We start from the raw sequence: 20,067 nt of genomic DNA, 5'->3' as shown, positions 1-20,067 counted from the left end.
TAGGCTCTATCATCAGCAGTCATTGTAACCTCTCTTACACCTGGCATCGGTTGACCTTTTGCTATGCTTTCGGAATCTTAATAGTAATTTTAGATACATCCTAAGTGAGGAATATACAGAAAGAAAAAAAACTTACCAAAATTAAAGATTTTGTCAAATAAAGATGATTTTGAGAGCAAACAAGGGATAAATAAGGATAGTTTGATGTGTGGTGACGATTATCTTACCCACATTCCGCACTTCAAAATGTATTATCTATCTTTTCAATAAAAATTCCTAATAATGTTCAAATTATTAAGTATTAATATTGAATACCATTGGCGATTTATGTTGTTGATTTAACCATTTTTTTCCACCTATGGGAAATCTACGCATATTACACGATGAAGTGCGGAAAGTCGGATCTTAGTTTATGACCTATTGCCTCAGAATTGCCGATCTACCTACAAATGAGCGTCCGCGTGAACGATTAATGACGCATGGTGCCAAAATTTTAGCCACAGCAGAATTAATCGCAATTCTTCTAGGCACCGGTCAAGGCCCAGGAAAACTATCGGCTGTGGGTTTGGGACAATATATTTTGAGCGAATTAGGCAAACACCAACGCGATCCTTTAGCAGTTATGCGAGAAGTTAGCCCTGCTGAGTTGATGCAAATTTCTGGTGTTGGTCCAGCGAAGGCGACAAGTATTTTAGCAGCAATTGAATTGGGTAAACGCGCTTTTCAATCTCGTCCTAATGATGGCACATTAATTGATAGCCCACTTGCTGCTGCTGCTACCCTCAGTCAAGATTTGATGTGGCAGATACAAGAACGTTTTGCAGTGGTGCTATTAGATGTTAAAAATCGCTTATTGGGTACGCAAGTAATTACCATTGGCACAGCAACCGAAACCCTAGCCTCTCCCCGTGATATTTTTCGGGAAGTTATTCGTCAAGGTGCAACGCGGGTAATAGTTGCCCACAACCATCCTTCTGGAAACCTTGAACCGAGCCAGGAAGATATAGAATTGACGCATCAGTTGTTAGCAGGGGCGCAGCTTTTGGGCATTCCGGTACTAGATCATCTGATTTTGGGTAATGGCAATCATCAGAGTTTACGGGAACTGACAACCTTGTGGGATGAGCATCCGCAGGGGGATTAAAATAATTCGTAATGACGCTCGTGACGCTCGATGACTCGCTAACGCCCTTGGGAGAAGACTCACTAACGCTACACGTAATTGGTAATTCGTAATTAAAGACTCGTGAGAATTACAACCCGCAGATCCCCGATAAGTTTTACGAAGTCGGGGATCTTGTTGAAGCGCCATTTTTCTCTAAACGCCAGAGCATACCAGGCTCATAAACAGGCTTAATTTTGTAGTGATATGTTTTTTTCATCTCAGAACTTAATTTACTAGAAGGATTTAATAAAAACACATCACTAAAGTTATCAGCAATTTTGGGTATATTTTCGTTAGTTACTAACTGAATTTTAACTTTTGGCTCCAAAAGATATGTAAGAGAAATTAAATTACCGATATTAAAGGAAGAATTATCACTGATCAAAAGTGGGCTATTAGCTTTGTTAATTATCCTAGCTGTTTGCGGATGGTAATGACTAGGTTTTTTTGTCCACCAAGTTTCCGCAGAAGCAATCATGCTGCACGAAACAATACCACAGGAAATCAAGATGACCAGTGCTATTTGCCACAACTTACGTTTTAATAAATTAACACTAAATAGCTGAGTTGCAAAAAGATAAGCAACAGCTAATTGAATAAACAAATAACAGGGAATTAAATATCGATTAACACCGGAGCGACGACCACCAAAAATTAAATCTGGCAAAATCAATAATAGGGCATTTGCTCCTATGAGGATAAAGATAAATAACCAAATTTCTTGAGGCGTATTCCGATAAAGTAAATAAATTGAATATCCGACAATAATTAGTGTAAATAAAGTAATAGGAATAGCCAAAATAAGGGGTGCATTAGAATCTAAGTTAAAATCAATAAAAACTCTGCTAATGTTACCAACCCAGGTTTTAATTAAAGAGAATTTGCTGACTTCTTCAGATGTCCAAGCAAGTCCTTTTATTTGATTTTGTTGCATTACAAAAAGCCAAGGTAAAAACGGTAAATGCCCGCCAATAAATGCCAGGATGTAAGCAATAAATCTCTTGGTAAATCGCAGTCGCTCGATAGCAATTAAGTAAATTCCATGTTCAATAGCAACTAATGCTGTTAATGGATAAACATAGAGTCCTAGGGCGATAGTAAAACTATAAATAAACCAATATAATTTCTGATTTTTCTGACTTTGTATTGCTCTAAGAAATGCAGCACTTGATAGCATAATAGTAACTCCCCATAAACAATACTCACGAGCTTCTTGAGCATATAGTAGTTGAAATGGGGAGACAGTTATTAGTGCGATCGCAATCCATCCTGTGAGTGAAGATTTAAAAAGTTCTATACAAAGCCAATAAACAGCCGGAAACATTAACAAGCTAATTACTGCGGACAAACTCCTGATTACAGTTACCGAATTACCGAATAATTGTACCCAATATCTGGCAATTATATAGTACAAAGGTGGATGTTGCGAATCTTCTTTAGCTAAAGAATTAATCGTCTCACCCATTTTTCTTTCATTATTGATATGCTGATATTTTTGGACATTATCGATGGTAATTTCCTGTCCAGTAAAAATTTCCTGGACTACTTCTTTAGTTGTATATCCGGCAATTCGCAATGAGGTATAAGTTTCGTCATGCCAATAGATTTTTTTGTCAAGATTGGCAAATCTGAAGAAGATACCCAAGAGTAATAAAACTATTACTAGTAATTGCAACGGGTTGTATCTAATATGTAGATACTTCTTTATTGGGCTGTTCATTTTTAACCTGGTATTTTTTGACTAACTCTTTAACTTGAGCAGCTACCAAAGGATGTGAATCTTTTTGTAACTGGGGGAGGATTTGCAGGAGGACGCGATGTGAAACCATATTTAGATATGCGATCGCAGCTTCTCTAACAAAGCCGGTTGGATGACGCAAACTCACTAATATCTCAGAACTTGTGAGTGGCGTGCGAGTCACTTGAGCAAAATGAAAACAGCAGGCTAGACACCAGTCAGAAAGGAAGTTACCCAATGTCAGCAATCTGTGGAGGCGATCGCTAACTACCATATTTTCATATTCTCCGATTTTAGCTTCTACCAGATGTTGCAATTTTTCTGGCACTGGTTGGTTATCTAAAATATTCAGCAATAAAGACTTTGAAGACAAAGTTATGGTATGCTCTAGGATTTCTAACCCTCGTGCTAAGTTTACCACTGAGAGCGATCGCAGATTAAATGTTGCTGCCTGCATCTTTTCTGGTGAGTAAAGCAGTTTCAGTAAGAGTAGCAGCCGTTCTTTGACATCCAATTCCAATTCTAAAAGGGCGCGTTGCAGTAATTCAGAGACAATCACAATCCTCTCCCTAGATTGAGGATTTTCTTTTTCGTCTAATATTTTCAAATCTATATATGCGGCGTAAATCTCGCCCAAAAACTTTAATTCCTGCTCAATTAAATTTTCTACCCGACTTTCATAAAATCGCTCCGCTAAACCTGTAATTCCTGGTTGTTTATGTATTTTTAGTAAGCTGCGAAGAATATGATCCCTAGTTGTACCCCAAGATGTTTCCAAGTTTTCCCATAAAGTCTCCAATCCTTCTTGAGTACCAATTTGAGCAATAGTCCGCCAAGCATACATTCGCACCATTTCTGGTTTGTAAATATTGGTAGCTAACCGTAATAGCATCTCTATAGCTTCATTCTCTAATCGCACTAAAGCTGACATTGCTGTAGTGCGGGTTGATTTGTAATAAAGGGCTGCTATCAGTGCCGAATAGTACTCTTCTAAATGGGTTGCTGCAATCATTTCCAATACGGCACAGCGCACCCGTAACGACTCATCTTGTAACAAATTCGGGATGTGAATCCGCAACGCTTGCAAATAAACTGCTTCTCTAAGCGCTCTAACTCCATTTACCCGTTCCCGTTCTTGCTTATGAGTCAACATCCGGCGCATGGTTTGGGTAGCTGCTACCTTTTGCATAGGCGTTCCTTGGCGTAAGACTAAAGCGGCGGCGGTGGCGCGGATGAGTGAGTTATGCCGGGGGTTCAGGTATTCTTCGAGGATGCTTAAATTGGGATTTGGTTCAGCCAGCCAAATATAGCGCAGCGCCAAGGCGAAAACTTCGGAGTTAGTTTGTTGGGATTGTTCTAACAAAGGACGGATGGCGGATAGATAAGCGGGATTTGCACCTGCTATCAGCATGACTTCCAAACTTTGGCGCTGCAAATCTGGGGTTAACTTGACTAACAGAGGTGCTAAAACTTCCGCAGCTCCAAGGGAATCAATTTGGGCTAAAAGTTCAATGCAAGAGCGTTTATCTGCCTCGCTGCCTTTTTCTCCCAAGGCTTTGACTACACCTTGCTTGAAGAATCGTAAGCCTACATTGGTTGCACTCAATTGACCCCGTGCCACACTCAAGACTAACAGTTCAACATAGCGCGATCGCAATTCCCAAACTACTTTTAAACAGGTACCAGCTATCAGCATTGTTTCTGCTACTAACACCCACTTTTGCAACGGTACGGCTACAAACCGTCCACAAAAAAATATAGTTGCAAAAATTAGCGCTCCTGTCAAACCTGTAGCGATCGCTTCGGCGCTTCCCCCAGATAAAGTCTGCATCCGGCTGCGAATTGCCTCTGGAATCGGTTGGTACAGGATGGGGCCGCTACTCATAACAAAGGTGTAGCGCAGCAGTTCATCAAAGAATTTGACAATTACTAAACCCCAAAAAAAGCTTTGCGATTGGATCGCGGGAATTAAATAAAATAATACCAGCACTCCTGGTAGTGAAAAGCCGACGGTGATTGGTAAAAGCGTCGCTGTGAAAAATACCCCCATTCGTTCGATGAGTCGGCTGGAAATAAACCACTGCAACAACAACTCACACAGTCCCAACGTCCCACCAAAAAGACCTAAGAAGCTGGCGAGTTCTCGGTCGCTCAAATTGGATTTGAGTTCGCGTAGATATTGAAAATCTATTAACAACCCAATGACTTGCAACAGACCGACAAAAGCAAACAATTGCCAAACATATCGCTTCAGGGGACTTTTAATAAAACGCTGTCGTGAAACTTGTTCTTCAGCAACTAGTCTTTGTGGGGTTTCAGGAAAAGCCGCTCGATATTGATGAGTTAAATAGAATAAAATCCCCGATCCTAATAAAATTACTATACAGGCGATGAAGATGATCTTATTTAGTGTGGTGTATTGCACTAGCCAAGGCAAACTAAAGCCACTGAGTACATCTGCTACTAAAAGCCCACTACTCACCAGTGGGTAAGTCCGTTTAATCTCCCGAATATTAAATATTTGGTTGGCGACGATGGAAGTGTTGAGGTCATTGACTACATAAAGTGCATCTACCCACAGCCGCAGCATAAATGCCGAAATAACTGCTAGGTATGAAACATGCCCTCCCCAACGTAATACAACTAATAATACTAATGGCATCAACATGCAAGGTGCGATCGCTACAATCACCCGCCGCAAAGGAAAAATCTTTTGTAGCCAAGAGTATAAAAAAACGAGTGCTGCACTCATAGCGGCACTAGCAATATACATCCACGGTAGTAGCTGAGTTCCATATTCATCGAGAAACAACGCCACGGTGCTGTCCTCTGCCCAGCGTAATCCTACACATACAGTTGTGTAAAAAAAGAACATGAGTTGAGTTCGTTCGCTCTCCTCGGGTCGGAGATTTACCCACTGTAGTAGTCGTAGTCGTGGTAAAGCAACTTTATTTGCAGTCAACCAGTGATTTTTCAGTTCCATGCAATTTTATTTTCTGGTAGTATCTATCACCTCGGGGGCAGGGGGAGCAGGAAGCAGAGGAAGAAAATACTTCCTTGTCCTGCTCATCTCCCTCACTCACTCCCTCATCTCCTGGAAATAGCAAAAGTCCTGAGCAACTGAGTATTATGTTTCCCACTTAGCCTTCAGGATTATCGATTTTAGATAAATTTATACAAACTCACAGTTTTGGGCGTATGTTGCATGGAAACGAAACATCAAAAAATCCCCTGCCTTTTAGGCAGGGGATTTTCAAACTTAGTCTATTAATACAGTTAGAGGATTATTTTTTAGGCGAGATGAGCATCATCATGTTTCGCCCTTCTTTTTTAGGCGCTTGTTGCAGCTCCCCATAAGGCTCCAAATCAGTTGCCATTCGCTTGAGCAAATCTTCTGCTAGGTCGCTGTGTTGAATTTCTCGACCCCGGAAGATGACAGTAGCTTTAACTTTATCGCCATCTTTCAAAAAGCGCTCTGCTTGCTTGACACGCACGTTGTAGTCGTGTTCTTCTATTTTGTAACGCATCTTAACTTCTTTGACATCAGCCGTGTGCTGCTTTTTCCGGGCTTCCCGCGCCTTTTTCTCCTGCTCAAACTTGTATTTCCCGTAGTCCATAATCCGACAAACTGGCGGGTCAGCTTTGTCACTTATTAGCACCAAATCTAACTCTTTCTCTTCTGCTAGTTGTAGTGCTTCCTGTGGGAACATAATTCCCAGTTGGACACCATCAGTATCAATTACCCGAATCTTCGGGTAGCGAATTCGTTCGTTAATTTGGGGCAGATCGCGAGTTCTTTTCTTCTCAATCACAGGCATTATGATTTGTGGGAGCTCTTAATGAAGGATCTGGTGTGGTTTTGAATTGGTATGCCTCAGAGGCAAAATACAAAAATAACTCAGGACTGAAAACATAGTCTACAGTTCTAGAGTAACTAATCCATAAAAGAGTTGCGTCCTTGTATTTGCGATTCTACTAAGTCTCTGAGAATTTCTTTGCAATAGTTAATCTAAATTACACAACCTAGACTTATGTTAAATATTATTACAATTATTTGGCAATGGTTTTTGCGATCGCATGGAGCAACATCTCTAAACTGGAGATTTAGTGGTGCAACAATATTTTTATCAGAGGGAAACTGTCATGCTGACCGACAGACATCCCGCCTTGAACTTTAGTTCTGGGCTGATAGCTGAAGTCCACTCAAGTGGACTGAATTGATGGTTTATAACAGTAAGGAACATAGACCCAACTGACAATTCAGGCCATGTGGAAAAACCCACGAAAAACCTAACCCCCTTCCCGACGCTCTAAGGGGGAAAATTCAAAGTCTCTCTCCTAAAAGGAAAAGAGAAATAGAAGTGAGGTTTTCCACATGACCTGAATTGTCAGATAGACCCAAAGGGGCTTAAGGCAGGGTAACCCAACATAATCAAAGCTTTGTTGGGTAACACTTAAGTTCAACCCAACCTACAAATCTTCAAAACCTACGCAGTATTGGGGCTGTTCTTGCTAGGTTTCGCGTTGGTTTTTCCACAAATGGTGAAAAATCAAAGTTTTATAATAGTATTTCCACGGTGATGAATAAAAGGAGACTGTGACGACTACACTACACTGGCAAGAACGGGTTGGTAATCAAAGAGATTGGGTTTGGCGCGGCTGGCAAACTCGCTACACTTACATTCGCCCTAGCCAAAATCAGCACAAGGCAAAACCCTTGATATTGCTACATGGCTTTGGTGCTTCTATTGGTCATTGGCGACATAATTTAGAAGTGTTGGGTGAGCATCACACAGTTTACGCCATCGATATGCTGGGTTTTGGCGCTTCTGAAAAAGCCGCAGCTAATTACAGCATCGAACTCTGGGTTGAGCAGGTTTACGATTTTTGGAAAACATTTATCGGTGAACCAGCAATTTTGGTGGGCAATTCCAACGGTTCACTGATTTCGATGGCCGCGGCCGCCACTCACCCCGATATGCTGCTGGGTATGGTGATGATGAGTTTACCCGACCCTTCACTAGAACAAGAAGCAATTCCGCTTGTGCTGCAACCGCTTGTCAGAGCAATTAAAAATATTGTCGCTTCGCCGTTGATTCTTAAACCTGTATTTAACTTCGTGCGCCGTCCTGGGGTGCTGCGTCGCTGGGCAAGTCTCGCCTACGCTAACCCAGAAGCAATTACCGATGAACTCATAGAAATTTTAGCAGAGCCTCCCAAAGATAAAGGTTCCGCTAGAGCTTTTAGTGCTTTGTTCAAAGCTACGCTCGGAATTAACTTTAGTCCCAGTGTCAAGACAGTATTACCAACCTTAACAATTCCGATGTTGTTAATTTGGGGACAAAAGGATCGGTTTGTTCCGCCAGCCTTGGCTAGCCAATTTGCCCAATATAACGAAAAGTTGGAAGTGCTGAATTTAGAAAATGTGGGTCATTGTCCCCATGATGAATGCCCTGAACAAGTCAACCAAGCTATTTTAGATTGGATTGGGAGGTGGGTTAGCGATCGCTAACCGTTGGTTACTCTGTAAATATTATGCAATGAGTGCGATCGCCCCAACCAATACCTTTGCAACTATTGAATTTTGAATTGCTTAACACCTAGCCAATAGCAGCTTGGTTAGTGTCAACATCTGTAGCCCCATTAACAGAACTAGCTACAGAAACCATCTTGTTGAGAATTTCTTGACTGGGAACTTGACCTTTCAACACCACAGTGCTACCAGTCTGAGCAACCCAAAGGGTATCAACATCATCTAGCTGGGGGTCTTGATCAAATGCCAATGCTACCCGCTTTGCTAAACCACTTTGGTCATATTCGCCGCTTAATCCTACACGTTCTGGGGGTATTGATTGAGTATCAGTAGGAGCAGCGTCAGTACTAGGAGTTTGCGCTATTGACTGCGGAGCAGGATTTACTTCGGCATTTTCAGGTTTTTCCATCCCAAATAATCTTTTTAACCAACCCATAAAAATTTTTCTCCTATTCTTGGTTTATCAAATCTGAGTATAAAAGCTTCACAAAAATGCCGCATCTGCCAAAGAAAAGAGATGCATTCAATGAAATTTCTCCTTGCAGGATCATTTGTACCTAATTTTTTATCTCTACAGAATGCAATGAGTGCAGCTATTGAGTTTACAATAAAAGGTCGCACTGACAATTAGTGTAGTAGTACGCTATGACAGAAAAAAACATACATCTGACAAAATGTCAAGAGTTTGTAACTCAAGGAATTTTGATTAAATGAGTTAATTCTGCAAAGCTGTACTAGAGTCTGCGTTCCTCAAATCCTGTGCTAGCCTCTGTTGGCGAAGATGAAACATACCCTTTCAGTTCTGGTAGAAGATGAGGCGGGTGTTCTTTCCCGCATTTCTGGTTTATTCGCCCGTCGCGGCTTTAATATTGAAAGCCTTGCTGTTGGCCCTGCTGAACAAGGAGGAGTCTCTCGAATTACGATGGTTGTACCTGGTGACGATCGCGTTATCGAGCAACTCACCAAGCAACTATACAAGTTAGTCAATGTCCTTAAAGTACAGGATATTACCGAAACCCCTTGCGTAGAGCGGGAATTGATGCTTTTGAAGGTGAATGCTAGTACTAGCAATCGTTCAGAAGTGATTGAACTGTCTCAGATTTTTCGGGCGCGAGTCGTGGATGTAGCGGAAGATTCTCTCACTTTAGAAGTTGTGGGAGATCCAGGTAAAATGGTAGCGATCGTGCAGGTGTTGCAAAAATTTGGTTTGAGAGAAGTCGCCCGCACTGGCAAAATTGCCCTGACTCGTGAATCGGGTGTGAATACCGAATTACTCAAGTCTTTAGAAGCAAAAGTTTAGTTGGAAACATAAGAACCCCACCCCCTCTTCGCTTGTCTACCCTGTACACACAAGTTATCGAATTAGCAAAACAAAAGAAAAACCTCACCCTGTCCTATCGGACATCCCTCTCCAAAGCATCGGAGAGGGGCAGGTTTTACGTAGTAATCTCAAAATCCGTTTGTATAGGGTTCACGTTGATTAACTTGCAACTGGGACGCTTGCGATTTGACTTTTCTTTAGTCCAATTGCTTGAGCTTTCTCGCTCGCTATCTGAGTACAGCATTGTGAAATTCCCATTCTGCCAATCGAGCAGCATCGACAGCAGCAACACAACAAAAATAAGTGGATAATCGTGATATAAACCACAACTATCCACTCAAAAACTAAATCGGGGTTACTAGAAAAAACCAAGTAGATTATAGGAACTTGGCAAACTTAAAACCAATTAACGTGACTCAGTTCCCTGATTGGGGCTACCTGCTACACCATCTTCTCCTGGTGCTTCTGGTTTAGCAGTGGGTTTAGCATCACTCTTTTCACTATTGCCAGTTTTGCGCTGACTTTCGTCAAGAGTGGTTTCGTAATTACCAGAAGAACCTGGTGTAGTTTCTTGACTACCAGATTTTTGTTGTTCAGCCATTATGACATTCCTAATAATTTTATTGTTGGTATTATCTTAAGAAGATTAGGAGTGTGAGTGCATCTATCCAGATATAGTTATGGCTGATTACTACCTCTATCGGAAGTATTGTTTAGTACTACTCATGTATGCTGAAAAAAATTCAGAAATGTAGGGGGCTTTAACCTTACAACGCTTTCTATGGTTAAAAAAGAACTTGGAATGGGTTTTATGTCTAAGAGGTTGTTTGAAAAGTGGTTGGCTCCTATAAGATGCAAAAGCATCTTAGTCTGGCCAGGTGAATAATATGATCTAATGATTGTGATACAAACTAATCATTGTGTAATTAATGAATCAGAGCAATCTATCGTTACCATCTGGGTGTATGCTTCGCAAGGCAACCTCTGCGGATCAGTGGTCGATTCGATTGCTGGTATTTTCAGCGAAACTCGACCCAACCCAATTAAATTGGCAGCAATTTTGGGTAATTGAATGCGATGCCTACGGCGGGCTAAGCCTACGCGATCTGGTAGCTTGTGGACAGCTACGTAATTTCTCAGGGGCAGAAGAACTTGGTAGTTTGGTCGTTGCATCAGCTTGGAGAGGTCGCGGTTTGGGAACTTTGCTAACCCAGCATTTGATTAATACAGCAACGCAACCACTTTATCTTGAATGTTTAGGTCAGCGACTAGCCCAGTTTTACAGCCGCTTTGGTTTTGTGCCGATATCTTTTGAAGACTTGCCACAAATTCCCAAGACAAGAGGTAAGTCTTCGCTCAAGGGGAAATTTAGATTCTCGCAATTAGCTAAAAGCCTGTTTAGAGTTTCTGTGGTGTTCATGGAATATCAAGGTAAACCTCATCTAAGTTGAGAACCGTAGTTTTTGCCCTCACCCTAAATCCCTCTCCCAGATATGGGAGAGGGACTTTGAAATTCTGGCTCCCCGAATCCCAATTTTGGGATTCGGGGTTGGGGGATGAGGGCAAATCCTTTTCATCACTGAAGAACTACAGGTTTCAAGATAGACGCGGTTTAATTCGTAATTCGTAATTAAGATACGCAGAAAAAGGCTTGATACAAACTGTTTCCAACCCTTTACTTTCGCCCATTCCCCATTCTCCATTTTCAAATCTGAGGTTTAGCAAAAATTGTTAGCAACACAAGCCCTAGTAAATAGTGGTGATTCAAACACAATAACCCAGCCGAGGAGCCAAGAAGTTGACGTTGATTAGGGCTATAGAGTCTAATTCCAAGGGGAGAGACTGGCAATAATTGAGGTTCTGTCTCTTTTTTGGAGGTAAAATCAACCAAGTAAAAGCGTCCCCCATGAGTGACTAACAAACCCGGTGGGTGAGGACTTTAGATCCTCATAAGATGCTAAATCTCTGTAGAGAACCAAAGAACGAGCAATCAGTGCATAAAACTATAGAATCTAACCGTATGTATTTATATAGGTTCAGATACAACCAACTGATCTAGTTTGAAATTGTAAAGGTGAAAAATTATGACAAACTTTATTCAAACCCGGTTACAGAATGATTTACTGCATCGAGTCCGCCAGTGGTTGGAAACGATAGAAATTCATAACTCCAAATTGGCTCATTTACTGTGCAAAGCTATTCCTGCTCAGTGTCCCTTTGAGCGAGACATCACGCTCTTTAGCCGGAAGCTATTTCACATTCCTCCGATGTGTAAATTAAATCCCCTATACGACGAAGTGGTTGGTTTGCGTTTTAAAGCGCTCTGTTATCTTGCCGATGAATGCGGTGAAGATGTCACAGCCTATTGCTAATAGCCAGTTGGATCGTTATTTGATCGAGCAGCGATCGGTAATTGTAGATTTACGGTTGTTACTTACTTAGGTTTATACTAAGCTAACGTACACCCAACTTTAGATGTTTGGCTATTTTAAGTAGCTGATACCTCGCTAAAGTGTTTCCAGATAGTATTTTTGCTTACCGTACCCTGCTGAAATCAATAACATTATCATGACGCACATCTTACTGGTTGAAGATGAAGTCAAACTGGCACGATTTGTCGAATTGGAATTGAATTATGAAGGCTATCAAGTCAGTATTGCCTACGATGGATTAACTGCACTTACCGCAGCGCGTAAGTTACATCTAGATTTAGTAATTTTAGACTGGATGTTGCCAGATTTATCGGGGTTGGAAATTTGCCACCGTTTGCGAAATATTGCTGAGAAAGTGCCGATAATCTTATTAACCGTCAAAGATGAAGTGAGCGATCGCATTGTAGGCTTAGACGCTGGTGCTAATGATTACCTCGTTAAACCCTTCAGCGTTGATGAATTATTAGCCAGAGTTGGCGCTCACCTGGGAAGAAGCCAGCAAGTATACAAAGCAGATGTTTTAGAATTTAAAGACCTGACTTTAAATCGTCGCACGCGTCAAGTGTACCGAGATCAGAGGTTAATTGAGTTAACTGCTAAGGAATTTGATTTACTAGAATATTTACTGGCCCATCCGCGACAGGTAATTACCTGCGATCGCATTTTAGAGGATGTCTGGGGTTACTGCTTCATCGGCGATGCCAACATCATCGAACTTCAGATGCGCTATCTACGTCTGAAACTTGAAGCCAATAATGAAAAGTGCCTCATTCAAACTGTGAGTGGTGTTGGCTACACATTGCATGATTGAATTTGGGATGGGGAATGGCGAATGGTTATTAATTCTTGTCCCTTCCTCATCTCCCCTACCTTCTTATTCCCTTTCCAGTGTTAAACAACCCTAAAACCCCAAAGTTTTCTATTCTAGGAAGATTTGGGGTTTTTGGCAATCTGAGCAATAACTCATCCAACTTAGGGTTAATTATATTAGGATGCACAAAGCTGTCATCATATAAAATCTAAAACTGCATGACCTATCTAGAAACAGCAGCGCAATTTTACCGCGAAGTTGCCGAAACCCCGCAAGTTGGACTTTGTTGTGTGCAAAGTACACCCCTGCAACTACCAGGGTTGAAAATTCCTTTGCCAATGCAGGAAATGAACTATGGTTGTGGCACCACCGTTCACCCCACCGAACTAGGAAACCAACCTACTGTGCTGTATGTCGGTGTTGGCGGTGGCTTAGAAGCTTTGCAATTCGCTTATTTTTCCCGCCATGCAGGTGCTGTAATTGCCGTTGAACCGGTTGGGGCGATGCGGGAAGCTGCTGCACGCAATCTAGAAATTGCTGCTCAAGAAAACCCGTGGTTTGATACCAGTTTTGTAGAAATCCGCGAAGGCGATGCTTTTAACTTACCCGTTGCTGATCTTCACGTCGATATCGTGGCGCAAAATTGCCTTTTCAACATCTTTGAACCAGAAGATTTAACCCGTGCTTTAAAAGAAGCCTATCGGGTATTAAAACCTGGCGGACGTTTGCAGATGAGCGATCCAATTGCTACTAGTCAAATTCCAGCACATCTTCAACAAGATGAAGGACTCAGAGCCATGTGTTTATCAGGCGCACTCACATATCAAGAGTATACTGAACGGATTACAAATGCTGGCTTTGGTCAAGTTGAAATTCGCGCCCGTCGTCCTTACCGTCTATTAGATTCGCAAAGTTATAATTTAGAGGAACATCTACTTTTAGAAAGTTTGGATTCCGTTTCCTTTAAAGTTGCTATTCCAGAAGATGGTGCTTGTATCTTTACAGGAAAAACGGCAGTTTATGCTGGCTTGCAACCCTTTTTCGACGATTCAGCAGGGCATTTACTCCAGCGTGGAATTCCCGCCGCAGTGTGTGATAAAACTGCTGCTAAACTTGCGACTATCAAGCCAGAAGAAATAATTGTCACCAATTCAACCTGGCACTATAGCGGTGGTGGTTGCTGTTAATTTATAACCCCCATCATGTTGTTAATTAGTCTATTTATCGCCACGCTTTTTTTAGCATATTCCAATGGTGCAAATGACAACTTTAAAGGGGTAGCAACGTTGTTTGGTAGCCGAACTAGCAGCTATCAAACAGCAATTTTGTGGGCAACTTTTACAACTTTCGCTGGTGCGGTTGCTGCAACTTTATTGGCAAGTAGACTAATTACAAACTTCTCTGGAAAAGGACTAGTACCTGATGCGATCGCTAATTCCCCAGAGTTTCATTTGGCAGTTGCGATCGCATCTGGCTTAACTGTACTGATAGCCACTTTCATGGGGTTTCCCATTTCCACAACTCACAGTTTAACAGGTGCGTTGGTTGGCGCTGGATTAGTTGCGATCGGACTTCAAGTTAATTTTGCAGCTTTGGGAACTTCTTTTATTTTGCCTCTATTACTCAGTCCAATCATTGCTATTCCTTTGGGAGCAGGAATTTACAGCTTATGTAACTATATAATTTCAAAATGGCATCTACCAGTTAATCAAAAAATGATTGATACTTGCCATTTTATCAGCGCTGGAATTGTCAGTTTTGCTAGAGGATTAAATGATACTCCCAAGATTTTATCACTCATTCTAATTATTGAGTATTTTTCGATTCAGGGGGGAACGATCACGATTGCTATCGCAATGGCACTTGGCGGTTTACTCAACTCCCAAAAAGTTGCAGTAACCATGAGTGAAAAGATTACCTCATTGAATCATACTCAAGGCTTATCAGCAAATATAGTAACTGGAATTCTGGTAATTGCAGCTAGTCGATTTGGGCTTCCGGTTTCCACCACTCACGTTTCAGTTGGTTCTATTTTTGGAGTAGGATTAACTGCCCAAAAAGCCAATATGCGTGTTTTTTATCAGATATTCTTATCGTGGATTTTAACCTTACCAACTGCTGCAATTATTAGCGCAATAACCTACAGATTATTACAAGGTTAGAAAGTTGATTGAATATATTTTTTCTGCCATATTTAAGGAGTAATAACTAATGCAAACTCCATTAAAAATTACATCATTTAAAAACAAACTCAATTCTCCTTTGATAAAAAAGGGAATTAGTATTTTACAAATTAATCTAGGTAAGCGTTGTAACCTTGCCTGTACACACTGTCATGTCGAAGCGGGGCCAAAACGTACCGAAGAACTTTCTTTTGAAGTTTGCGAACAATTGATTTCGCTAATCCATAAATTTCCCGAAATTAAAATTGTGGATTTGACTGGTGGCGCACCAGAAATGAATTATGGATTTAAGCCATTGGTAGAAGCAGCAAGAGCAACTGGTAAGCAAGTTATTGTCCGGTCTAATTTGACCATTTATTTTGAAGAGGGATTTGCTGATTTACCAGAATATTTTGCTCAACACCAAATAAGAGTTGTGGCTTCTCTACCCTGCTACCTAGCAGATAATGTTGATAAAATGCGCGGTGTTGGTGTTTTTGATAGTTCCGTCAAAGCTTTGCAGTGGCTTAACAAACTTGGCTATGGTAAAGAGCCAAATTTAATTTTGGACTTGGTATTTAATCCCCAGCTACCCACGGATGAAAAATTTTCCTTGGCTCCCGAACAGACTAACCTAGAACGAGATTACAAAATGTTCTTACAAGAACATTTTAATATTGTGTTTAGCAACCTCTTCACCATTACCAACCTACCAGTTGGTAGAACTAAAATGCATTTAGAACGGAGAAAACTGTACACCAGCTATTTGCAGTTTTTAGAGTCGTATTTTAATCCCGGCACAGTTGAACATTTGATGTGCCGCGATGAACTCTCAATTGACTATCTAGGAAATGTATATGATTGCGACTTTAACCAAATGATGAATTTACCTGCGAAAAATCGCAATGGTGAAACTTTGACAGTTAGCAAACTCTTAAAAGCTGACAGTTTAGACTTGATTAATGAGATACAAACTGCTGCTTATTGCTATGGTTGTACTGCTGGATGTGGTTCTAGTTGTGGTGGTGCTTTGCTTTAAAGACAAATAACAGGGCTGACGCAAACAATAGAATAGCCAAAACCCTTATTTTAAGGTATACGCTGTAGGGGCAATTCATGAATTGCCCCTACAGCGCATACTTGAGAGTATCATCGCAAAAAAAAGTCTGTTACCAAAATTGTTACGAGTGTGTTGTTGTTGGGCAGCTAATTTATGATGATATATAGTCAAACTCCTCACACCACACTGAAAGCCGTGAAACATTATGTTTTACGGCTTTTTCTTTTTTAGGAATGATACACTTGGCGCAATCGTGCTGTGAGATGAGGTGCGATCGCATCTTTCTACCCCTTCTAAAGAATTATCACTCTTTTCAAAAGCAAATCTCCCCTTTATTCAATTTTTCCTGAAGTTTTTTTTTCACTGCATCGGTAAATTTTAGATCAGATGCCAGACTTTTTAATTGAATATAGCTTTTACGTTGTCTAAGATTTATTAGCTTATCGATAGTTGTTTGTTTTACACCTGTACCCTTGAAAGCAACAATAAGTCTATCTTTGTCAGCCTTATTAATATTGATAGCAGTAGATGTTGAGTCTGATGTCGGTGTAGGAGTTGGTGTAGCCGTTGAGGCTGGTGTCGGTATGGGAGATACTTTTTTAGATTCAATAAATTGAATATTTTTAAGCTCTAACTTTCGGTGTAACAAAGATGGGCATGAAGGAGCAATCATAAAAGCTAGATCAGGTGGGTTTGCGTCTGGCTTGAAATTAACATCACTTAACCATTTCTCAAACGTCTGCAAGTGTCCACTCAAAAGCTCATAGTTCTTTGCTTCACCAAAAGCTCTAGCTACAGTTGTAGCGTTATGCAACAATTCCACGTAGCAGTCAAATGCATGACCTGATAGCACAGTTGTAGTTGAAACTGCCGATAAAGTATATGCAGATTTACTCAAATAACTTGCCCACTTTGTTCTACACTGCGCTTCTACTAACTCGCGGGCATTGCCTTCAAAGACTTGCTCAGGTGCTTCGTTAAAATATCTTTCGTGTACTTCCAGTACTGATGATGCGTAGTCTTGGCAAAACTTCCTTAAATTATTAGTAGGGTTCAAGCGGATATTTTTAATTTCTTCCCATGCTTTTGCAAAATTCTTATATCCCTGATAAGCACCTTGAATCCGCTCATCAATCTTAGCTCTGATCATCTCAAGCTCGTTGCTATAGCCTTTATGTAGATTGATAACCGCTCTATCTACGATGCTTTCTAATATAATATCTCCAGCAATAAAACCTTTTACATTATCTGTAGTGCCTACCAGATAGATTAGCAGATTGACTTTTGAGTTAAACTTTTGGCGCACTCTTTTAATTAATGCCTTAAAAAGTGATCTGGTGTCTAGGATATAATTTTGATATTCTTGGAGATGATCTAGCTCATCTATAAGGTATACAAAGGTAAAAGCTGGCTCTAAAGCTGCGATCTTAGAAATAACAGAAAAGAAAAAAGATTCAAAATTAACTCCACTGTCAACAAGATACTTATTAAACTTAGGATAAAATTGAATTTCAAAATCTTTCGCCGATTCAAGTTCAGCAACTCGGCTTCTTTCTAATAAATCGCTAAGAACACGCTTTGCTACTTCTTTAACTGACTCAGATAAGTTTTGGTTGTGTAGTAACTCCCAGAAAGTGTGAGCTAATATACAACAGTACAATTTAATCCCAAAGTTATGATCTCCACCCATTATTGACACGTCAGAAAGTGAGAATCGAACTACTAAAGAAAGACTTCTGTAATTACGTTGAGTCTTGGTTAATTCATGTAAATAAGTTAGAAGTGAAGTCTTACCACTACCAAACGCAGCTGCAACAAATCTAAAGGCAAAGTAGCCCTCATCAAAGGTATATCTTAGATCGTCTTCCAGTAACTGAGTTATATTAGATATTGATCGCATAGAAAGACTGAGAGCGGTAGATCCCTCACCATCTGACCCTGGAGGTCTAACAACACGCTCAATCCAAATATCTTCTATAAAACCTTCACCTTCTTTAACTTGTTGCAAAAAGTCTTTTATAAATTTTTTCTTACCTGCATCTTCTGGCATTATTTACTCCACCCACTGAATTATTTCTTCTTCTTTTTCGGTAACAGCAAAAACTTTCCCAGTTAATTTAAGTGTATTGAAGTAGTTATCTAATGTAGATTGCGAAATAGGGTGATTCTCCCTAAATTTCAGACAAATATCTCGACTGTAAATAGCAACAACGCCACGCAATTCTTGTTGCTTTCTTTCCGCAAAATATAGTTCTTTAAACTTTTCTACGAATGTGTCAAAGTCCATATCTTCTATAGTCACAGAAGAAACATAGTCTTTCAACGATGTCAGCTTCAGGCAATGCAGAAGAGTGTTTAGAACTTTTTGGCCTTTTGAAGAGTCGAATTCGTAGTCTGTAGTTTGTAGATTAGCGACAAGCGCTTTCCTGCCCTCTTCTGTGACTGAAATCCGCCTTCTCTTGGGTGATTCTAGTAAATTTTGCTGGTATAGAGTGTTATATATATCAGCAGCATTTTTTTTGAGTTCTTTAGACAAATGCTCTTTGACAGTACCTTGAGTTACCGTACCCTCATTTGAGTAGGCAACTGTATAAAGCAAGTAAAGCATTTGCTCTATGGAGAGTTTAGTCATAAATTCCTCTTACTCTTAAACAATTTTACTTAGACTCCTTTGGTGAAAATAAATATCTTAACAAAGTAACATATAATACTTTAACTTAAATAGTATTTGTTACATTGCGTCAGTTCACCAACGAGTAAGTATGCAAAATTCCCCAAATTACTAATCTTGGGGATACAAATAACATTACCAAAAGTAATAGACCCTTATATAATTTGCTAATCAAAAGTGCGATCGCCCTTCGCTGCGAGACGCACAAGGGACGCGGTTCCAAATCCGAAATCACTTTTCTACAAGTGCTTATATGCAAAGAAGCTTATCGTCATACATTAGTCATTCCTCCAACAATTTCTGCAAGAGTGTATAAATGTCCCCTTTGTCACCCTCTTTCCGTAGTCCTACCCCAACCACTAAAACGACGACTTTTTCTAACTCTACTTTATAAATAATTCTGTAGCGTTGACCGACAGCCCTGACACTGCGATATCCCTTAAGGGACTTCCAAATAAAAAAATGTTCCAAAATTGACGCAAAAACTCTCTCTATTTCTTCTCTCTGCGTTCTCTGTGTCTGGAGTGGTTCGTTTATTGGAATAATTTATTTCTTGGAAGTCCCTAAGCTTCTCAACTAGAGGTTTTCCCTGCTTTTGTGGATCTGCTTTGAGTTTGTCGATTCTGTCGCTCAAAGATTTCTGATGACGTTGATCCTTAACATTAGCCAACATTTCTAAAGCTAGTGGTGTGAGTTCAATTTCATACTCCGTGTTAACGGGTTGTGGTATATCAGAGTCCAAGTTGGGCTTTTGCTTCCTTCCAGCTAATGGTTTCTTGCCGTTCCCCTTGGCTTATACTCTCCTGTAGCTGATGGGCAAACTCCCGATCAGATAAGATTGCCAGGGTTTCTAACAAAGATTCAAATTGCTCAAAGCTAAGTGCTGCCATTACTGGCTTACCATGTTTGGTGATGATCACTGGCTCATCTTTTAACTCATCCGGCAACTCTAATAGTTGTCGTCGAGCTTCGGTAATGGTTAAGTACTTTGCCATATAAAGAAGTGTACACTTAAATGTACATTTATTATAACCTTAATGCGATGTCTACGACGGGCTATGACGCTCTCTACGAGACGCTAAAAGCGAACGCGGACTCGCTACCGCTACGCTATCGGCGATCGCAGTTTTCCCTCAAACATAACTTTGTGTCCACCCTCTTGCGCTAAAGTTGC

At 40.5% G+C, this 20,067-nt stretch carries 20 protein-coding genes and 1 pseudogene; 11 read left to right on the top strand and 10 right to left on the bottom strand.

Features of this window, described 5'->3' with window-relative positions; translation table 11 throughout:
- Window positions 1-412 precede the first annotated feature (412 nt).
- Window positions 413-1,144 (top strand): RadC family protein, encoded by a 732-nt coding sequence (gene radC / locus V7K32_RS04275; RefSeq protein WP_334990641.1) that lies wholly within the window; start codon window positions 413-415, stop codon window positions 1,142-1,144.
- A 136-nt stretch (window positions 1,145-1,280) separates the two neighbouring features.
- Here the strand turns inward: radC and V7K32_RS04270 are convergent, their stop codons facing one another.
- The 3 genes from V7K32_RS04270 to infC form a co-directional block, all read right to left on the bottom strand.
- Window positions 1,281-2,885: a glycosyltransferase family 39 protein gene (locus tag V7K32_RS04270; protein ID WP_334990639.1), complete on the bottom strand. Its 1,605-nt coding sequence runs from the start codon at window positions 2,883-2,885 to the stop codon at window positions 1,281-1,283.
- Entirely contained in the window at window positions 2,851-5,886 is a 3,036-nt protein-coding gene (locus V7K32_RS04265; protein WP_334990637.1) for an MFS transporter, read from the bottom strand. The genes V7K32_RS04270 and V7K32_RS04265 overlap by 35 nt, the downstream gene beginning before the upstream one ends.
- A gap of 301 nt (window positions 5,887-6,187) precedes the next feature.
- The gene (infC, locus tag V7K32_RS04260; protein WP_334990635.1) at window positions 6,188-6,721 is read right to left on the bottom strand and encodes a translation initiation factor IF-3; all 534 of its coding nucleotides are present in this window, start codon (window positions 6,719-6,721) and stop codon (window positions 6,188-6,190) included.
- A 213-nt stretch (window positions 6,722-6,934) separates the two neighbouring features.
- On the opposite strand from infC, the gene V7K32_RS04255 reads away from it, so the two are divergent.
- Together V7K32_RS04255 and V7K32_RS04250 are read left to right on the top strand one after the other, a co-directional pair.
- On the top strand, window positions 6,935-7,081 hold the full coding sequence (locus V7K32_RS04255; protein WP_334990633.1) for a hypothetical protein: 147 nt from the start codon (window positions 6,935-6,937) through the stop codon (window positions 7,079-7,081).
- A gap of 419 nt (window positions 7,082-7,500) precedes the next feature.
- A complete protein-coding gene (locus tag V7K32_RS04250) occupies window positions 7,501-8,415 on the top strand; it encodes an alpha/beta fold hydrolase (protein WP_334990631.1) in 915 nt (304 codons plus the stop codon).
- Window positions 8,416-8,503: 88 nt separating this feature from the next.
- Here the strand turns inward: V7K32_RS04250 and V7K32_RS04245 are convergent, their stop codons facing one another.
- Window positions 8,504-8,872, bottom strand: coding sequence for a BON domain-containing protein (locus V7K32_RS04245; RefSeq protein WP_334990629.1), 369 nt, complete (start codon window positions 8,870-8,872; stop codon window positions 8,504-8,506).
- A gap of 345 nt (window positions 8,873-9,217) precedes the next feature.
- Between V7K32_RS04245 and ilvN the strand changes: the two genes are divergently transcribed.
- The gene (gene ilvN / locus V7K32_RS04240; RefSeq protein ID WP_109010042.1) at window positions 9,218-9,736 is read left to right on the top strand and encodes an acetolactate synthase small subunit; all 519 of its coding nucleotides are present in this window, start codon (window positions 9,218-9,220) and stop codon (window positions 9,734-9,736) included.
- A gap of 427 nt (window positions 9,737-10,163) precedes the next feature.
- Here ilvN and V7K32_RS04235 read toward each other — a convergent pair whose 3' ends face one another.
- Window positions 10,164-10,358 carry a hypothetical protein gene (locus V7K32_RS04235; RefSeq protein WP_334990627.1) on the bottom strand — a complete coding sequence of 65 codons (195 nt, stop codon included), beginning with the start codon at window positions 10,356-10,358 and terminating at the stop codon, window positions 10,164-10,166.
- A gap of 328 nt (window positions 10,359-10,686) precedes the next feature.
- Here V7K32_RS04235 and V7K32_RS04230 point away from each other — a divergent pair, with 328 nt between their 5' ends.
- Window positions 10,687-11,208 carry a GNAT family N-acetyltransferase gene (locus tag V7K32_RS04230; RefSeq protein WP_334990625.1) on the top strand — a complete coding sequence of 174 codons (522 nt, stop codon included), beginning with the start codon at window positions 10,687-10,689 and terminating at the stop codon, window positions 11,206-11,208.
- Window positions 11,209-11,462: 254 nt separating this feature from the next.
- Here V7K32_RS04230 and V7K32_RS04225 read toward each other — a convergent pair.
- Window positions 11,463-11,675, bottom strand: a pseudogene (locus tag V7K32_RS04225) (SAM-dependent methyltransferase); the annotation flags it as partial.
- Between the two features lie 166 nt (window positions 11,676-11,841).
- Between V7K32_RS04225 and V7K32_RS04220 the strand changes: the two are divergent.
- The 5 genes from V7K32_RS04220 to arsS all read left to right on the top strand — a co-directional run bounded on the left by V7K32_RS04220 (window position 11,842) and on the right by arsS (window position 16,201).
- Window positions 11,842-12,129 carry a Mo-dependent nitrogenase C-terminal domain-containing protein gene (locus tag V7K32_RS04220; protein ID WP_334990623.1) on the top strand — a complete coding sequence of 96 codons (288 nt, stop codon included), beginning with the start codon at window positions 11,842-11,844 and terminating at the stop codon, window positions 12,127-12,129.
- A 196-nt stretch (window positions 12,130-12,325) separates the two neighbouring features.
- Window positions 12,326-13,000, top strand: a complete 675-nt coding sequence (locus V7K32_RS04215; RefSeq protein ID WP_334990621.1) for a response regulator transcription factor — start codon at window positions 12,326-12,328, stop codon at window positions 12,998-13,000.
- A 218-nt stretch (window positions 13,001-13,218) separates the two neighbouring features.
- On the top strand, window positions 13,219-14,187 hold the full coding sequence (gene arsM, locus V7K32_RS04210; RefSeq protein WP_334990619.1) for an arsenosugar biosynthesis arsenite methyltransferase ArsM: 969 nt from the start codon (window positions 13,219-13,221) through the stop codon (window positions 14,185-14,187).
- Between the two features lie 15 nt (window positions 14,188-14,202).
- Window positions 14,203-15,162, top strand: coding sequence for an inorganic phosphate transporter (locus tag V7K32_RS04205; protein WP_334990617.1), 960 nt, complete (start codon window positions 14,203-14,205; stop codon window positions 15,160-15,162).
- Between the two features lie 49 nt (window positions 15,163-15,211).
- Entirely contained in the window at window positions 15,212-16,201 is a 990-nt protein-coding gene (gene arsS / locus V7K32_RS04200) for an arsenosugar biosynthesis radical SAM (seleno)protein ArsS (RefSeq protein WP_334990615.1), read from the top strand.
- Between the two features lie 334 nt (window positions 16,202-16,535).
- Here the strand turns inward: arsS and V7K32_RS04195 are convergent, their stop codons facing one another.
- The 4 genes from V7K32_RS04195 to V7K32_RS04180 all read right to left on the bottom strand — a co-directional run bounded on the left by V7K32_RS04195 (window position 16,536) and on the right by V7K32_RS04180 (window position 19,888).
- Entirely contained in the window at window positions 16,536-18,272 is a 1,737-nt protein-coding gene (locus V7K32_RS04195; protein WP_334990613.1) for a hypothetical protein, read from the bottom strand.
- Window positions 18,273-18,275: 3 nt separating this feature from the next.
- The gene (locus tag V7K32_RS04190; RefSeq protein WP_334990611.1) at window positions 18,276-18,854 is read right to left on the bottom strand and encodes a hypothetical protein; all 579 of its coding nucleotides are present in this window, start codon (window positions 18,852-18,854) and stop codon (window positions 18,276-18,278) included.
- Window positions 18,855-19,175: 321 nt separating this feature from the next.
- A complete protein-coding gene (locus tag V7K32_RS04185) occupies window positions 19,176-19,430 on the bottom strand; it encodes a type II toxin-antitoxin system RelE/ParE family toxin (RefSeq protein ID WP_334990785.1) in 255 nt (84 codons plus the stop codon).
- Between the two features lie 194 nt (window positions 19,431-19,624).
- Window positions 19,625-19,888 carry a type II toxin-antitoxin system Phd/YefM family antitoxin gene (locus V7K32_RS04180; protein WP_334990609.1) on the bottom strand — a complete coding sequence of 88 codons (264 nt, stop codon included), beginning with the start codon at window positions 19,886-19,888 and terminating at the stop codon, window positions 19,625-19,627.
- Between the two features lie 20 nt (window positions 19,889-19,908).
- On the opposite strand from V7K32_RS04180, the gene V7K32_RS04175 reads away from it, so the two are divergent.
- Window positions 19,909-20,061, top strand: coding sequence for a hypothetical protein (locus tag V7K32_RS04175; protein ID WP_334990607.1), 153 nt, complete (start codon window positions 19,909-19,911; stop codon window positions 20,059-20,061).
- Window positions 20,062-20,067: the final 6 nt, after the last annotated feature.

The sequence above is a fragment of the Nostoc sp. genome (assembly GCF_036917635.1).
Classification (GTDB): Bacteria; Cyanobacteriota; Cyanobacteriia; order Cyanobacteriales; family Nostocaceae; genus Nostoc.
The sequence above is the reverse complement of the archived record's forward strand: the minus strand, read 5'-3'. Positions and strand labels throughout refer to the sequence as shown.

Bases quoted from the DNA above. Each gene is read 5' to 3' on its own strand.
- radC (WP_334990641.1), top strand. From the start codon at position 413: ATGACCTATTGCCTCAGAATTGCCGATCTACCTACAAATGAGCGTCCG.
- V7K32_RS04270 (WP_334990639.1), bottom strand. From the start codon at position 2,885: ATGAACAGCCCAATAAAGAAGTATCTACATATTAGATACAACCCGTTG.
- V7K32_RS04265 (WP_334990637.1), bottom strand. From the start codon at position 5,886: ATGGAACTGAAAAATCACTGGTTGACTGCAAATAAAGTTGCTTTACCA.
- infC (WP_334990635.1), bottom strand. From the start codon at position 6,721: ATGCCTGTGATTGAGAAGAAAAGAACTCGCGATCTGCCCCAAATTAAC.
- V7K32_RS04255 (WP_334990633.1), top strand. From the start codon at position 6,935: ATGTTAAATATTATTACAATTATTTGGCAATGGTTTTTGCGATCGCAT.
- V7K32_RS04245 (WP_334990629.1), bottom strand. From the start codon at position 8,872: ATGGGTTGGTTAAAAAGATTATTTGGGATGGAAAAACCTGAAAATGCC.
- ilvN (WP_109010042.1), top strand. From the start codon at position 9,218: ATGAAACATACCCTTTCAGTTCTGGTAGAAGATGAGGCGGGTGTTCTT.
- V7K32_RS04235 (WP_334990627.1), bottom strand. From the start codon at position 10,358: ATGGCTGAACAACAAAAATCTGGTAGTCAAGAAACTACACCAGGTTCT.
- V7K32_RS04230 (WP_334990625.1), top strand. From the start codon at position 10,687: ATGAATCAGAGCAATCTATCGTTACCATCTGGGTGTATGCTTCGCAAG.
- V7K32_RS04220 (WP_334990623.1), top strand. From the start codon at position 11,842: ATGACAAACTTTATTCAAACCCGGTTACAGAATGATTTACTGCATCGA.
- V7K32_RS04215 (WP_334990621.1), top strand. From the start codon at position 12,326: ATGACGCACATCTTACTGGTTGAAGATGAAGTCAAACTGGCACGATTT.
- arsM (WP_334990619.1), top strand. From the start codon at position 13,219: ATGACCTATCTAGAAACAGCAGCGCAATTTTACCGCGAAGTTGCCGAA.
- V7K32_RS04205 (WP_334990617.1), top strand. From the start codon at position 14,203: ATGTTGTTAATTAGTCTATTTATCGCCACGCTTTTTTTAGCATATTCC.
- arsS (WP_334990615.1), top strand. From the start codon at position 15,212: ATGCAAACTCCATTAAAAATTACATCATTTAAAAACAAACTCAATTCT.
- V7K32_RS04195 (WP_334990613.1), bottom strand. From the start codon at position 18,272: ATGCCAGAAGATGCAGGTAAGAAAAAATTTATAAAAGACTTTTTGCAA.
- V7K32_RS04190 (WP_334990611.1), bottom strand. From the start codon at position 18,854: ATGACTAAACTCTCCATAGAGCAAATGCTTTACTTGCTTTATACAGTT.
- V7K32_RS04180 (WP_334990609.1), bottom strand. From the start codon at position 19,888: ATGGCAAAGTACTTAACCATTACCGAAGCTCGACGACAACTATTAGAG.
- V7K32_RS04175 (WP_334990607.1), top strand. From the start codon at position 19,909: ATGTACATTTATTATAACCTTAATGCGATGTCTACGACGGGCTATGAC.